This window comes from Arthrobacter pityocampae, assembly GCF_002927275.1.
GTDB classification, from domain to species: Bacteria; Actinomycetota; Actinomycetes; order Actinomycetales; family Micrococcaceae; genus Arthrobacter_D; species Arthrobacter_D pityocampae.
This window is the reverse complement of sequence record NZ_PRKW01000001.1, coordinates 1-13,616: the sequence shown is the minus strand read 5'-3', so window position 1 is coordinate 13,616 and position 13,616 is coordinate 1. Positions and strand designations below refer to the sequence as shown.

Here is a 13,616-nt window from a genome sequence, read left to right as displayed (position 1 = left end):
AAAGGGGCACCCACGCACGTCACGGGGGTGCCCCTTCCGTGCGGACAGCCCAAAACCAGCACCGCTCGAGATGGTCAGGAGGCGCACCACCCCTGATCGGCCCTTGCACTCCGCGACACCTGGGATGCCTGGGATGCCAAGGATGCCTGGATGATCATCAGTGCGGCTCGCGTGTCAGATGCCAGTGCGGCCGTCACCGTGTGGCCTGCCTGTTCGTGGGTGACCCCAGCTGCCGGCTGCCATGGCAGTTCAGCATTGGTGGAGCGCGTGCGCGTTGAGCGGTGGGGTTCGCGGTGGCTTATCAGGTCCGAGGGTCGGCGCAGAATTCCGCGGAGGTGGGTGCGGGGATGTGCCACCAGGTGTGGTGTCGGGTGATGAGTGCCGTGTAGGTGAGGGTGAGTCCAATGGAGAGAGCGACCGAGACCGTAGGGATGTCGGTGGCGTTGAGGTCGGTGAGGCCGATCGCGCCGAAGCCGAAGGCGAGGCAGTTGCCGATGATGTGCAGGCCGATGGCGGCTTCGAGGCCTCCGGTGCGCCAGGTCAGCCAGCCGGCGGCGACGGCGAAGACGGCGATGTCGATTTGTGCGACCCAGCCTATTCGTGGCCCAGGACGAACAGGGGCACCGGTAGCAGGATGGCCCAGGCCGGGTGACGTAGCCAGGATCCGATGGTCTGCATGAGATCGCCGCGGAATACGTATTCCTCGGCGGCGGCCTGGAAGGGTACGACGAGGAGCGCGACTGCGCGCATCCAGCCGCTGTGTTGGTTCCAGGTCGCCGTCACCTGCGACGTCCCAGCGCCGGTGAAGGCCACCCCGGTGAAGGTCACACCGAGGGTGAGCATCAGGTGCAATCCGGCGGCCAGGCCCAGGCAGCGGGCCAGCAACCCCCAGCGCAGTCGCCCGAGGACCGAGGACACCGATCCGGCGGGCCGCCAACCGCCGATGCGCGCTCCGAGTAGGGCCGCGGGTAGCCCGATCGCGAGCATCAGCATGGCCAGCAGTGCCGCGCTGGGGTTGTTCATGTCCAGTGGTGCTGACGGGTCCATCGCATCGTCGATGAGGATGCCGAGTGCTGGGTCGAGGGCGGAGGCGATCATGGCCGCCACCACGAGGGCGAGCAGCAACATGCCGTAAGCCACCGCTGTGACGGCGAGTGTCAGGACGGGCCGCCACCACCTGTACAAGGCGTATGCGCGAGCCAGCCGGTTGTGGGCGAGGACGGCAAGTGTCATGGCGGGAATGGTGGAGGTCTCGAAGCCGCGGCGCACGATGCCGTCGACCAGTGATCGGCCGGCGCCGCGGCCTCGGAGGCCCGGGTCCACGATAATGAACCCGATCCGCAGCAGCCCGGCACCTTCGTCGATGAGCAGAGACGCGTGCCCCACCAGCGCGTGGGAGCCCCGGTCGGTCGCGGACCAGTAGGTCCGCTTCGGGTTCTCGAGGTAGGTCAGCAGCTGGTCGAGGGTGAGCGGCCAGGTGAACGTCGGACCCGACCACAGGACCATGTCCCGGTCGTTTCCCACCCAGCCGAGAATGGTCTGCAGATCCTCTGGTGTCGTTGGGCGGAACTCCATTTGGCGAATCTATCGGACACCCGTAGCGTTCCGCGCGCGGCCGGAGAGAAATCTCTTGCGGCAATAGTGCGGCGGCCCGGTGCTTACCCGGCGACGGCTGCGGTAGCCCTTCCGAGGAGCCGTGTGTCGTACAAGACGCGGTGCCCGTCTTTGAGGACGCGACGGGTTCCCTGGTCCAAGGGGACAGCGGCCCAGTTCGAGGGAGCAATGCCCAGTTCCACGATCAATCCTGATACCAGCCGGAATCTGCGTTCGCGTACAGGCCCCCACTCCTGCGAGCGAACAAGGCGTGCGCCAGGGGCGAGGTGCTCGAACCATGCCGCGTCGTCGAGACTCTCGGGCGTGTCGCTCAGCACCACCAGATCGACATCATTGGCCATCCGCTCAGCTCCCCGGGCATACGAGCCCACCAGAGCCAGGGCTCTGACCTTGTCTTCCTGTGCTGCCCACGCAGCAACGTCACCGATGATCCGATGGGCAGCTCGTCGGCGCCCCTTCAGCCTCGATGTCATACGGGGAGGCTACCCGTTGAGAATGCGCGACAGCTCCGTCGACGGACCCCTTTCGGGGTCGATTAGCTCACGGACGGAGTGTCGATCCAGAAGCGAAGCTCGCCCTCGTCGTTCATCCCGTCAGCTACTCCTCCGTTGCGGTGCACCACCGTCAGCGAGGCGGCGTTTCCCGGGGCGATCGTCAGGAGGGCACGCTCGATGCCCAGGGCCGAACACTTCAGGAGAGCATCCCGGAGCATCTGGGTGGCATGGCCCTGGCGCTGCCATGGGTAGACGACGTGATAGCCGATGTGGCCGCCGCCCTCGTCGTCGGTCAACCGGTGACGGATGACAAGGGAGCCGAGGTAGTACTCCCCGGAGGTGAACCAGAACAGCTCGGAAGGAACACCCCACCGTTGTCGTATACCCACCCTGTCTGCCACGAACCCCCCGAAATCGCGACTCGCCGCCCGCAGCCACGCCGTGTCCGATCCTCGGTGCAGCATGTCAGCCTGCTCGCCGACAAGGTACGACGTCTTCACCATCGTCGATGGATGACACAGCGCAGGTGCCACCGGTGGGTCGATCATGGAACAGGACGTTACCGAAGGAACTCATCAGTGGACGGCGGACCGTATGCCGATCCCCACCCGCGTGGTGCGAACTTAGGATCGGATGCATGCCGACAATCCGGAATCTTGCGGTGGGTCTGCCGGTGCGCGATGGATACGTTCTCGTGTCGGATGCGACAGACTCCATGAAGGGCGAGGTGTTTCATCGAGCTCTCGGCGGAGGTATCGAGTTCGGAGAGACAGCCGATACGGCCGTGCGGCGTGAGTTCGCAGAGGAACTCGGGGTGACTCTCACCACCGTGCAGTTGCTCGGCGTTATGGAGAACATCTTCCACTACGAGGGAGAACCTGGTCACGAGATAGTGCATGTCTTCGTCGTGCAGTCTGAAGAGATCGATGCCATCCCACTGGACGCAACCCTGCGCGTGCTCGATGAAGGCAGTCCCGTGGGGTGGAGACGCATCGACAGGCTTGACCGCCCTCTCTACCCGGCTGGGGTGGAGGATCTACTTCGCTCCCTCGGTGAGGCCGACGCTCTAACGCAATAAAGCACCATCATGACCGAACAGAGTAAGCGCGACCTCGCCGCATCGACCCGCTGATCCCTGCGCTACTTAGCGCCCGTAGGGCGGCCGATCGTGCGTCCCCCGTGTCGGCGGCGTTATCGGGTTTGTTGGGTTTGGGCGATGATGAGCCATCCGCGGCCCCGCGCGTAGGGGAGGTCGCGGACCTCGGTCCGGGTAAAGCCCGCTTCCGTCAGTGATCGGGTCAGTGCCTCCTGGGTGCGGAAGCGCAGCGTGGAGGTGGAGTCGATGCGTTCACCGTCGGTGAGGAAGATGGTGGGCGATTCGAACGTCACGAACTCCCCGTTCAGGTCGGTGACGTGGACCCAGTCCTCTACTGGTCCTTCGCCTTCGACGTCGACGACCCGATGGGTGCGGTCTCTGGTCCACCGCTTCCAGCCCTGGTCGGAGGGAATGCGGGTCTCAAAGGCGATCCGCCCGCCGGGACGCAGACAGGTTCGGATGGCCCGCAGGGTGGCGGACCATTCCTTGTCGTCGAGAAAGACCTGAGCGACGTTGGCGGTCATCGTCGCCAGATCGAACCGGTCGTGGTGGGCGGGGTCAGCGGCGATATCCGGGGCGATCCCGACGACCCACGTGACCTGGTCGGCGCCGGCCTTGGTGCGGGCGATATCGACGGACGCCCCGGCCGGGTCGATACCCAGCACCCGGATGCCGCGCTCCGCCAGAAGGGAGCCGAAGGCACCCGTGCCGCAGCCGACGTCCAGGACCGATCCTGCCCCGAACTCGTCGACGAGGTCCAGATAGGTGTCCAGGTCGCTGCGGTCAGCATCGAGAGCGTCATAGACGCCGGCAACCCGCGGATGGTCGAAGAGAGCATCAGGCATCCACAGACGGTACCCCGAATACCGGTAGCAGTGGCGCATCGGCAAGACACGCAACCTCCTTATCGACGGAGCTTCCGGCTACGCCGCGTGCACCGCGGGCGTTTCGCTATGACCGTGCTGTTTTCGTGTCGGCAGTGTCGGCGGTGTTGCGCTCCATGAGTTCCCAGGGTCCGCCGCGTAGTGGGGTGAGGGTCGCGGCGAGGTAAATCAGGAACATGACGGTGAAGGTTGTTGTGAGGCCGGCGGTGTTGGCGGAGATCCCGCCGATGAGCCCACCGAGGGGCATGCCGGCCCAGGCCCCGGCGGTGACGAGTCCGAGGACCCGGGCTCGGAGGTGTGGTGGGATCCGTTCGAGTTCGACGGCTCCGATGATGGGGTTGATGGCACCGGCGGCGAGGCCGGACAGAATGAAGAATCCGACGAGCCATCCGGTGCCGAGGCCGAGTGCCGGTCCGAGGGATGAGCAGGCGACGAGGGTGTAGCAGATGACAAAGGGTGCCCGGCGGGGGAGTCGGTGGGCGATGAAGCCGAAGACGATGGACCCGGTGAGGGCTGCTCCGCCGAAGGCGCCGGCGATGATGCCCAGCGAGGCCGGGCCGTTGAGTTCCTGGCTAGCGTAGAGGGGAAGAAGGGTGCCGCTTCGGGCGGCGTCGAGGGTGTTCGTGATGAGGACCAGGATGATCAGAGGCCGCAGCAGTGGGTCCGTCCGGACGAAGCGCAGTCCGTCGCGAAGATCCGCCCAGTAACCACCCGTGCCGTCGTTCGTGTCAGAATCCGTGCTGGTGGGAGGGGTATGGGGGCCGGCCGGTGATGAGGAGGTGCGGATGAGTGTTCCGGAGATGAGGGCGGAGAGTACGAAGGCCGCGGCGGTGGCCAGCAGCGCCGGGAAAGCACCTAGGGTTGCGACGAGCACGGCCGCCAAGGGTGCGCCGATGAGGGTCGCGGCGCGGGTCGAGCCGTCGAGGAACCCGACGGAGCGTTGCAACGGAATCCGCGCCTGCGCGGAGAGGTTCGGGAGCAGTACCCGGCGTGCGGTTTCTCCCGGCGTGTCGAGGAGGCCGCTGAGGAACACGAGGGCGATCAGGGCGGGGAACGGGAGCCCGGTGGTCGCGGCGAGAAGGGGGATGAGGGCGATGGTTGTGCCGCTGACGACGTCGGAGATGACCGATGAGCGCAGGTATCCGATCCGGTCGACGAGCACACCGCCCAAGGGTGCGCCGAGCACCACGGGGGCGGTGGCTGCGGCTGCTGCGATACCGACCTGGACGGGTCCGCCCCCGGTCTCGAGGACGAGGAAGGGGATGGTGAACAGGGCGACGACGTTTCCGGTGCGCGAAATGGTGTGCGCCGTGATCAGCGCCGGGAGGGAGGCCCAGGCGTGGGCCGGGGTTTTCACGTGGCCCTGCGGAAGGCCTGCAGGAGGAGGAACACTTCTTCGGCACCATCGCCGGGGGAGTGCTCCGCGCTGGCCCGCACCCATTTCTGCTCGAGCGCGTGGAAGTCCTCGCGCATCTCGTGCAGTTGCTCCACGGTCAGGCGGAGCCGGCGATCGCTACTGACCGCGCCGTCGATCCACTGTCGATCGAGGTGCGGCATCGACTCGACGTATGCCTCGTACTGGCGCGCATAGTGCTGCCACAGGATCCGGTAAAAGTCCTTGGCAACCCCGTACTTCTCCGGGTCATTGGCGAAATCGGCGTCATCCCACACTGTCTGGTCCTGCGACGCCCGCCACCAGCGCTCCCGCCGATCACCCTCCGGCCGGAGGTCCTGCTCGATGAACTCTGCCTCGGCCAGCTTCGTCAGGTGATAACTCAGGGTCCCGGGAGCCTCATCGACATGCTCAGCCAACGACGCCGCGGTCTGAGGCCCTAGCTCCCGCAACAGGCCCAGAACGCGTAGGCGGGTCGGGTGGGCGAGGACACGCAGATGAGAGGCGTCGTGCACGTTGCGGCGAGGTTCCATCTCGCCACCTTACTGCACAAGATAAGTTGTGCAATATCTCTTGTGGGCTTGAAGCGGTCACGCTATCGCGATCCAGTCAAAGGATGCTTTGACTGGATGGTTGGCGCGGTTCGCCTGCGGGTCGGTGCACCCGTGAGTCGCAGGGGTGGGAGGCGCTGCTTGCAGCGGTAGTCGGCCTGGGGCCGCGCGGGGACTATGTGCGCGACGTCGGTACTGATGATGTTCTTACAGCCGGGGATCCACTGATTCTGATTCCATGGCGAGGACGCCGAAGACGGCTTGATGCACTCGCCATAGCGGCTCGTCGGCGACGAATCGTTCGACGGCTTCGACTCCGAGGGCGTACTCCCGCAGTGCCATGGAGCGCTTGTGTCCGGTGTCCCGGTCGCGTAGGCGAGCCAGGTTGGCTGGTTCGAGGTAGTCGGGCCCGTAGATGATCCGTAGGTACTCGGCTCCGCGTACCTTGATGCCGGGCTGGGCGAGGGACCGCGTCCCGCGGACGAGGCCCGCCGCCGGCTTCACAACCATTCCTTCGCCGCCTGCTGCCGTGATTTCCTCCCACCACTCGGTGGCAGCGGCTTCGGACTCTGGTGATGCCAGGTCGACGTCGACGTGCCGGGTGCGTCGAATGAGAACCTCGTCGGCGTCGGCGAGACGATCGGCAACGGCGAGATGCCAGGCGTGATCTCGGCCGAGGTGGCTGGCGTTCTCTGATGCGAGAAGCTGGAAGGGGGCGAGCTGCACACCATCCAGCCCCGTCACGGGCTGGCTGTACCGCCGGTATGCGTCGCGGTACGCGTCGGCGTTCGCGGCACGGCGTCTCGTTCGCGCCAGCAGGTCGGCGACGTCGACGCCGCGACCGGCGGCCGTCTCAAGGATCCGCGACGCGGCGGGCAGGGCCGAGGTGGCGGCCGCAGCGACGCTGGCGTACTGCTCCCGGATCATGGGGCCCGCCTTGAGCGACCAGGGCAGTAGCTCGGCGTCGAACAGGAGCCAGGACGTTCCGAGCTCGGCCCAGAGTCCTGCGGTGTCGGCGGCCCGATCGAGACGGGTGAGGAATTCGTCGGTGGTCGCCTCGTCGAAGAACGGCCGGCCCGTGCGGGTGTGGACGGCTCCGCGCCACCCCATGGGCGCGCCGAATCGGGACGGGTCACGCGTCAGCAGCACGACCGCCCGCGAACCCATGTGCTTTTCCTCGCAGACAAGCCGGTCGAGGCCCTCACGACGGTAGGCCGCGAACGCCTCGGCCGGGTGCTCGAGGATGCCCTCGATGCTGGAGACGTGCGGCGGGCTCATGGTCGGCGGCAAGTACACAAGCCGGCGGGGATCTGTGGCGAAGCGGCTCATGACTTCCAGTGCCCCGGCTGCGTTGTCCTCGCGGATGCCGACCTTGCCGAATGCCCGCGTCTGGATGATCTGCTTGCCGAGGACGTCATCGATGCGCAGGAGACTGGGGTTGCGCGTCGATGATCCTGCCGATGCGGCCGGCGCGGACGCTCGTCCTTCCAAGGGTGCGACCGGTTCGTACCAGACCTGCGCGGCCGGGACGTCGACGATCTGCTTTTCGGGGTAGCGCAGAGCGCTGAGCTTGCCGCCGAAGACGCACCCGGTGTCCAGGCACATCGTGCCGTTGACCCATTCCGCCTCGAGCGTGGGGACGTGACCGTAGAGGACGGTCGCTGCGCCGCGGTAGTCCTCGGCCCAGGGCAGCCGGACCGGGAGCCCGTACTCGTCTGTTTCGCCGGTCGTCTCGCCGTACAGCGAGAACGCGCGCACACGGCCCGAGGCTCGCCCGTGGTACTTCTCGATCAGGCCGGCGTGGGCGACAACCAGTCTGCCGTCGTCGAGCACGAGGTGGGACACCAGGCCGCGGCAGAACTGCAGGACCTCGGCCCGGAACTCGTCAGTCTCGGTCGAGAGCTGCGCGAGGGTCTCGGCCAGGCCATGACTCATCTGGACCTTTTTGCCGTCGAGGGCGCGCACGAGTTTGGCTTCATGGTTACCGGGCACGGCCAGGGCGTGTCCGGCCCCGACCATGCCCATGACCAGGCGCAATACGCCGGGGCTATCCGGCCCGCGATCGACGAGGTCGCCGAGGAAAATGGCCTGGCGGCCCTCCGGGTGGGCGGCGTCGACGGGGCGCCCTTCGGCGTCGCGGGTGATCTCGTAGCCGAGCTTGCCGAGCAGCGTCTCGAGCTCGGACCGGCAGCCATGTACGTCGCCGATGGCGTCGAACGGGCCCGTCTCGTCACGACGGTCAGTCAAAAGGGGTTCGCGCACGAACTCGGCAGCGGCGATTTCGTCGGCCCCGGAGAGGACGTGGACCCGGCGGAAGCCCTCCTTGCCCAAGTGCTTGAGAGACCGGCGGAGCTGATCATGCTGGCGTTTGACCACGGAGGCGCCGAATGTTCGATCTTTCCGTGCGGAATTGCGTTCGATGCAGACGCTTTGCGGCACGTCCAGCACGACCGCGACGGGCAGCACGTCGTGCTCGCGCGCGAGCGAGATGAGGGAGCGGCGGGCATCGGGCTGGACATTGGTGGCGTCGATGACCGTCAGGAGGCCCGCGTCGAGGCGCTGACCCGCGACGAACCCGAGGGCCTCGAAGGCCGCAGGCGTTGCCGCCTGGTTGTTCTCGTCATTGGAGACGAGGCCGCGGAAGAAGTCGCTCGACAGCGTTTCGAACGGCTCGAAGTGGGTGGCGGCGAACGTCGACTTACCGGAGCCTGAGGCCCCGATGAGTACCACGAGGGACATGTCGGGGATGGGCAGGCGCGTCATCGGTCGGTGGCCTTTCGGAACAGGGCAAGTTGGGTCGGTGATCCAAGGTCCCGGTCGACCTCGCCGACGGTCCGGTATTCGACCGTGTATCCGTGGCGGGAGGCCACTCCCTCCGACCAGGCAGTGAACTCCGCGCGCGACCATTCGAACCGGTGGTCGGCGTGTCGGAAACCGCCGGCGGGCAACGATTCGAACAGGGCGTTGTAGTCGGCGTTGGGCGTGGTCACGATGACGGCGTTTGGGGCGGCGGCACCGAACACGGATGCCTCGAGTGCCGGCAACCGCTCCTCGTCCACATGCTCGATCACCTCCATCAGGACGATCGCGTCGAGGCCCGCGATGCGGTCGTCCTGGTACGTCACCGAGGACTGCAGAAGGTGCACCCTCTCGCGCTGGCGGTCGCCGGCCTCACGGAGATTCAGGGTTCGTTCCGCCCTGGCGAGTGCTTTCGCTGACACGTCGGTTCCGATGATCGTCGTGAACACGGGATCAGTCTGCATGCGGCGCAGAAGCATGCCTTCCCCGCACCCGACATCGGCGACGGCCCGCGCGCCGATATCGCGGAGGGCCGCAAGGACGGCCTCCGCGCGCAGTGCGGCCAGCGGAGCCGGCCGCGACTCGGAACTCTCGGTCGCGGGCTCAAGCGTCGGAATGTCATCGAGGTCATCCAGCCGGGACCCGGCGGTGAGCGATTCCGTCGCCTCGTCCACCATGGATCGCTGGTGCGCGAGATAGCGGCGTGTGATGAGTTCACGCTCCGGATGATCCGACAGCCAGCCCTCGCCCGCGCGCAGGAGTTTGCCGACCTCGTCCTCGGACACCCAATAATGCTTCGCGTCATCCAGGACCGGCAGCAACACGTAGAGATGCCGAAGCGCATCGCTCAACCGGACGTTGCCGCGGAGACCGAGGTCGACGTAGACGGAGTCTCCCCACTCCGGGAACTGAGGGTCCAAAGGGATCGGCGTCTCGTGGACGGCCCAACCGAGCGGCTCGAACAGCCGTGTGACCAGGTCGGCGGTGTCGCGTCCACGGGCCGGAACCGCCGCGACGCTCACCTCGAGGGGCAGGGGAGATGTTGCGAGTTCGGGAAAGGACTCGCTCGTCCCGTTCATTGCCGTTTTGAAAACCTGGCCCAGAGCGACCGCGACCATGGACGAGGAGGCGTACGGGCGGTCGTTCACATACCGTGCGAGCGTGGCCGCGTCACCTCCTCGGAAGCGCTTATCCCGGACAAGCCCGATCGGGTCGACCTCCAGGAGCATGGCCACCGTGCACCGCTCGTCGGACACCTCGGGGTAGAAGACGTGAGCCGTACCGACGCTGAGAGGAAACGCTTGCGCACGATCCGGGTGCTTCCTCAGCAGATGGCTCAGATTCGACGCATCAGGGGCGGTCGAAGTGACGGTGACGAGCACGGGGCCCCTTAATTCGCGGCTGGTACTAAGCCATCAGTGTATGGGCGTCGATCAGCGTGTAAGGCGAGGAGCGTTCCGATGCTGCATTGGTTCGGTTCTGCGCATTCACTTGAACTGACCCGAAACGCAGGCAGTCCCATCGTCTCTACAAACGACCGTCGACCGACCGTCTACGCGAAGGGTCTTTTGTCTGGACTGGCGGAGTCTGGTAGCGGATCGATGGATCCTATTCTCTGGAGAGCGCAGCAGGGTTTCCGGTCTGGCCGAGTGGGATTCTTATGCGGTCAGTGGGCGGAGCTGATCATCATTTACGGGGAAGGGCACCGTGTAGTAGAGCTGGGGAGCGGCCATATCGCCCCAGTCGTCCTTTCTCACTCGAATCTCGGCCGGCGAGACTTCAGCGATGCGGACACGCAACCAGGCGCCGTCGTCCAACCGTAGCTCGTGTGGGTCGGCGAGGTAGCCGATGCCGAGTTCGTCGAGGGTTTCCTCGGCGCTCAGCCAGTCCACGATGCCGGTCCTGCGGCGTCCCAGCAGGTCGATGGCGACGAACCCCTCGCCCGAGGGTTCCATCCAGCCGATGAGTTCGTTGTCGCGACCCCGCCGGTGTTCGATCCAGTCCGTTCCCATGGCTCGAAACTAATTTCCGGCCTACTACAGCTGACCGTAGGCCGATCGGAAGGCGGACACTGATGACGGCAGTTTGATATCTCTGAGGAGGTCGTGCCGGATTCCATTCATGGGACGGGTTAGCCTTCAGTACCAACCAAGCATTTCTCCGAAAGCGAGACGACATGGCCGCGCCCGTTCCGAAGGTCCTGCACTATTTCTGCACTTGTCTCCTGGTGATCGCTTTCCTGACAGTCGGTATTGGAAGTTGGGCTCTGGCGAACGACACAGGCGAGGGCGGTGTGAACATCGGCGCCGGCATTCTCATGTTGTTCGGGTACGCAGCCGGAGTGCTGGGCCTGGTCCTGGGCGCCGCCGCACTCATCGCCCACAGGGTTGTGCGGCATCAAGCACGGATGCACATCTGACGGCCGTTCCTGCGAAGGATCCTTTGACTAGAAGGACGCGCGGTGAGAGTTTCCCACCGAGGATCCCGACTACTGGAGTCAGTGCCCGTCATGTCGTCCGATGTGGTCCTGCGCTGCGGTGTGCATGGTGCGGAACCTTGCCGCGGATTCGACGGCTGCCACGACGGCGGCGTCCGAGTCACGGCGGAGAATGTCGACGACGTCTTCCGGCAGGTCGACTTCTCCTGCCAGGTACCACCGCGCTATAGGTGATCCCGAGCTGACGATGCGGCGAGCACGCTCCGGGTCCGCGGGGAGTCCCTCCGATGGTGTATCGAGCCGTCCGATCTGGAAATGCAGATGTGGGGGCGAGTAGTGGCGTCCCGGTTGATGGGCGGGCTGGACGTTCAGCGAGATGCGGGCCGGGCCGCCGTCCCACATCACCCAGTCGGTTTCGAGCCCGGTCCACTCCGCCCACCGTGGCTCATCCGGTGACCAGGATGGCCATCCCGGGTCGGGGCCGTGCCGGCGCAGGTCCTCAACCTGGTCGAGTCTCCGCGCGAGGTCCTGGCCCGTCGTGAAGACGGTGGTGGCGTCGTCGTCGCTCAGGAAGACCGCCAGATTCGGCGCATGATCAGAGGACAGCAACGACCAGGAGGGTTCACCCGGGCAGTACCAGTCCCCACCGTTGACAGCCCGGACCCAACCCGCGGCTTCGATCCCGGTTGCGAGGGAATCGACGTCGGAAAGCAGGTCCCCTCCGACCGCTGAGTGCGTCATGGCCAGGATTGTGTCGAGAACGGCGTTGTCGATCATCCCGCTAGTCAGTCAGGCGCCGTTCTGCCAGTCCATAGGCACCTCGCAAGGGGATCGGCGAATTCTGATCACTCACCGCCTGCGTATGACACCCGCGGCACCGTGAAGCTAGAAGGGCGATGGGGCAAAGGGCAGGACGCCGATTCCAATGAACAAGACTCCTGCGATGGTAGAAGTGAGCATGTTGCGCCTCCGGCCTCGTCGAAATGATTCTCCGTTCTCCTTTGGATGAGTGATGAGCCAGGACAGCCCAAGTACGCAAAGCACGAGGCCCAGCAGTCCGATGGCAAACATGCTGAAGGCAATGAGTAGGAGGGTCGGATCGTAGGCCATAGATCGAACCTACTCCGCCGGCACTTCCACTGCTTCGGGTATGAGGCGTTGGAGTAGAGGTGCCCGCACGTCGGTGGCCCAGAGCGCGCGTGCGACGGGATGTGAGCTCTGGGGGTCGATTGTCGTCGAAATGGCCTTGGTGGTAGTCAGACTGCCAAGGTCCGTGAACGACCGTCCTAGTGAAGGATTGTTTACTTGGATCGGCCGCAGGCTCCGGTAGCGGGTCGGTGAACAGCATGGGTTGAACGGTCAGGCAACTGCAACCACACTGGGTTCACTCTCGCACCACGGGCACGTTACTGAACCGTCCGACCGTCGTGACGATGGTCTCGGTCGAAGCATCGATGGTCTGCGGGATCAGCACCATCTGCGTCCCGTACTGTCGTGCTCGGAGTCGAGTGGTGCGCTTGGCGAGAACCCCTGCCCCCACCGAGGGCAAGCTTGGCATGTCCACCCCGGGCCACCCGATGAACGCTACAACCCGTGGGCCCCGGAACAAGAAGAGCCACTGCGGACCCATCCTGGTGACCCGGACCTCGGCAAGGTCAGACCATGGCGTCGTCGAGTGACCGTGCGCCGTCACCCCGTCTGAATCCAACCGGAGTTCCCACGATGCGGCGCGAGCACGGAGCACACCGTAGAGGCCGATCAAGAGGATCGTCCCAAATACCGCCACCCCGGACCACATCAGCCACCGGTCAAGGACATCGAGGACGCCCAACACGATTTATGCGCAGAGGAACGCAGCAATGATTCCCACCGACGAAAGCTGATGCTTTGGCGATTGACTGATAACTAAAGGCTGCGTGGTTCCTGACTCGGTCATAGTCAAGTTTTAGCACTGACTTTCCTGGCCGCTGGCCGTTGGGCTGAATGCCTGTCGCGCCCACCACTCGGATTAGTCGCCCAAAGCCATACCTGCCGTTTCAATAACGCTTCGGCCGCCGTTCCTAGCGCGGGATTTTCGGGAGTTTTGGAAACGACCGTCTACGAGATACTCCCGCTCAGGGCCGCCGAGAGGGCGTGTCGTGTGCCATGGGTCGTGTCCGAGACCTACGTGCCGTCAGGCACGTTCACAGCATGGTCTGGCTCAGGGCAGTTGTTGGTTATAAGCACTCCTGCTCCTGCTCCTGCTGGTGTGGGTGTTGGCCCGTCGGGTGATGATCCGGTAGCGCACGATGCGTTGGATCATCACTGGGTAGGCGTGCAGGATCAGCCCGATCAGCAGTATCTGACCG

Annotated in this window: 12 protein-coding genes; 2 read left to right on the top strand and 10 right to left on the bottom strand. The window is 65.4% G+C overall.

Annotated features, from left to right (window positions below):
- Positions 1-594 precede the first annotated feature (594 nt).
- The 3 genes from C4K88_RS00065 to C4K88_RS00055 all read right to left on the bottom strand — a co-directional run bounded on the left by C4K88_RS00065 (position 595) and on the right by C4K88_RS00055 (position 2,611).
- Complete coding sequence (locus C4K88_RS00065; protein ID WP_104119632.1) at positions 595-1,575, bottom strand: GNAT family N-acetyltransferase; 981 nt, start codon at positions 1,573-1,575, stop codon at positions 595-597.
- 83 nt (positions 1,576-1,658) lie between these two features.
- The gene (locus C4K88_RS00060; RefSeq protein ID WP_104119631.1) at positions 1,659-2,087 is read right to left on the bottom strand and encodes a nucleotidyltransferase domain-containing protein; all 429 of its coding nucleotides are present in this window, start codon (positions 2,085-2,087) and stop codon (positions 1,659-1,661) included.
- A gap of 62 nt (positions 2,088-2,149) precedes the next feature.
- On the bottom strand, positions 2,150-2,611 hold the full coding sequence (locus C4K88_RS00055) for a GNAT family N-acetyltransferase (protein ID WP_206604321.1): 462 nt from the start codon (positions 2,609-2,611) through the stop codon (positions 2,150-2,152).
- Between the two features lie 134 nt (positions 2,612-2,745).
- On the opposite strand from C4K88_RS00055, the gene C4K88_RS00050 reads away from it, so the two are divergent.
- Positions 2,746-3,186: an NUDIX hydrolase gene (locus C4K88_RS00050; protein ID WP_104119629.1), complete on the top strand. Its 441-nt coding sequence runs from the start codon at positions 2,746-2,748 to the stop codon at positions 3,184-3,186.
- A 113-nt stretch (positions 3,187-3,299) separates the two neighbouring features.
- Here C4K88_RS00050 and C4K88_RS00045 read toward each other — a convergent pair whose 3' ends face one another.
- The 6 genes from C4K88_RS00045 to C4K88_RS00020 form a co-directional block, all read right to left on the bottom strand.
- A complete protein-coding gene (locus C4K88_RS00045; protein ID WP_104120259.1) occupies positions 3,300-4,049 on the bottom strand; it encodes a class I SAM-dependent methyltransferase in 750 nt (249 codons plus the stop codon).
- Between the two features lie 106 nt (positions 4,050-4,155).
- Positions 4,156-5,445, bottom strand: coding sequence for an MFS transporter (locus C4K88_RS00040; RefSeq protein WP_241521629.1), 1,290 nt, complete (start codon positions 5,443-5,445; stop codon positions 4,156-4,158).
- On the bottom strand, positions 5,442-6,014 hold the full coding sequence (locus tag C4K88_RS00035) for an ArsR/SmtB family transcription factor (RefSeq protein WP_104119627.1): 573 nt from the start codon (positions 6,012-6,014) through the stop codon (positions 5,442-5,444). Before C4K88_RS00035 ends, C4K88_RS00040 begins: the two co-directional genes overlap by 4 nt.
- 225 nt (positions 6,015-6,239) lie before the next feature.
- Positions 6,240-8,795 (bottom strand): polynucleotide kinase-phosphatase, encoded by a 2,556-nt coding sequence (locus C4K88_RS00030; protein WP_104119626.1) that lies wholly within the window; start codon positions 8,793-8,795, stop codon positions 6,240-6,242.
- Positions 8,792-10,213 carry a 3' terminal RNA ribose 2'-O-methyltransferase Hen1 gene (locus C4K88_RS00025; protein ID WP_104119625.1) on the bottom strand — a complete coding sequence of 474 codons (1,422 nt, stop codon included), beginning with the start codon at positions 10,211-10,213 and terminating at the stop codon, positions 8,792-8,794. Before C4K88_RS00025 ends, C4K88_RS00030 begins: the two co-directional genes overlap by 4 nt.
- Positions 10,214-10,489: 276 nt before the next feature.
- On the bottom strand, positions 10,490-10,843 hold the full coding sequence (locus C4K88_RS00020) for a hypothetical protein (RefSeq protein ID WP_104119624.1): 354 nt from the start codon (positions 10,841-10,843) through the stop codon (positions 10,490-10,492).
- A gap of 164 nt (positions 10,844-11,007) precedes the next feature.
- On the opposite strand from C4K88_RS00020, the gene C4K88_RS00015 reads away from it, so the two are divergent.
- Positions 11,008-11,250: a hypothetical protein gene (locus C4K88_RS00015; RefSeq protein WP_104119623.1), complete on the top strand. Its 243-nt coding sequence runs from the start codon at positions 11,008-11,010 to the stop codon at positions 11,248-11,250.
- Between the two features lie 78 nt (positions 11,251-11,328).
- On the opposite strand, the gene C4K88_RS00010 is transcribed toward C4K88_RS00015, so the two are convergent.
- Positions 11,329-12,009 carry a hypothetical protein gene (locus C4K88_RS00010; protein ID WP_146065567.1) on the bottom strand — a complete coding sequence of 227 codons (681 nt, stop codon included), beginning with the start codon at positions 12,007-12,009 and terminating at the stop codon, positions 11,329-11,331.
- Positions 12,010-13,616: the final 1,607 nt, after the last annotated feature.

Excerpts from the sequence above, each read along its gene's own strand:
- C4K88_RS00065 (WP_104119632.1), bottom strand. The coding sequence starts at position 1,575 with ATGGAGTTCCGCCCAACGACACCAGAGGATCTGCAGACCATTCTCGGC.
- C4K88_RS00060 (WP_104119631.1), bottom strand. The coding sequence starts at position 2,087 with ATGACATCGAGGCTGAAGGGGCGCCGACGAGCTGCCCATCGGATCATC.
- C4K88_RS00055 (WP_206604321.1), bottom strand. The coding sequence starts at position 2,611 with ATGGTGAAGACGTCGTACCTTGTCGGCGAGCAGGCTGACATGCTGCAC.
- C4K88_RS00050 (WP_104119629.1), top strand. The coding sequence starts at position 2,746 with ATGCCGACAATCCGGAATCTTGCGGTGGGTCTGCCGGTGCGCGATGGA.
- C4K88_RS00045 (WP_104120259.1), bottom strand. The coding sequence starts at position 4,049 with ATGCCTGATGCTCTCTTCGACCATCCGCGGGTTGCCGGCGTCTATGAC.
- C4K88_RS00035 (WP_104119627.1), bottom strand. The coding sequence starts at position 6,014 with ATGGAACCTCGCCGCAACGTGCACGACGCCTCTCATCTGCGTGTCCTC.
- C4K88_RS00030 (WP_104119626.1), bottom strand. The coding sequence starts at position 8,795 with ATGACGCGCCTGCCCATCCCCGACATGTCCCTCGTGGTACTCATCGGG.
- C4K88_RS00020 (WP_104119624.1), bottom strand. The coding sequence starts at position 10,843 with ATGGGAACGGACTGGATCGAACACCGGCGGGGTCGCGACAACGAACTC.
- C4K88_RS00015 (WP_104119623.1), top strand. The coding sequence starts at position 11,008 with ATGGCCGCGCCCGTTCCGAAGGTCCTGCACTATTTCTGCACTTGTCTC.
- C4K88_RS00010 (WP_146065567.1), bottom strand. The coding sequence starts at position 12,009 with ATGACGCACTCAGCGGTCGGAGGGGACCTGCTTTCCGACGTCGATTCC.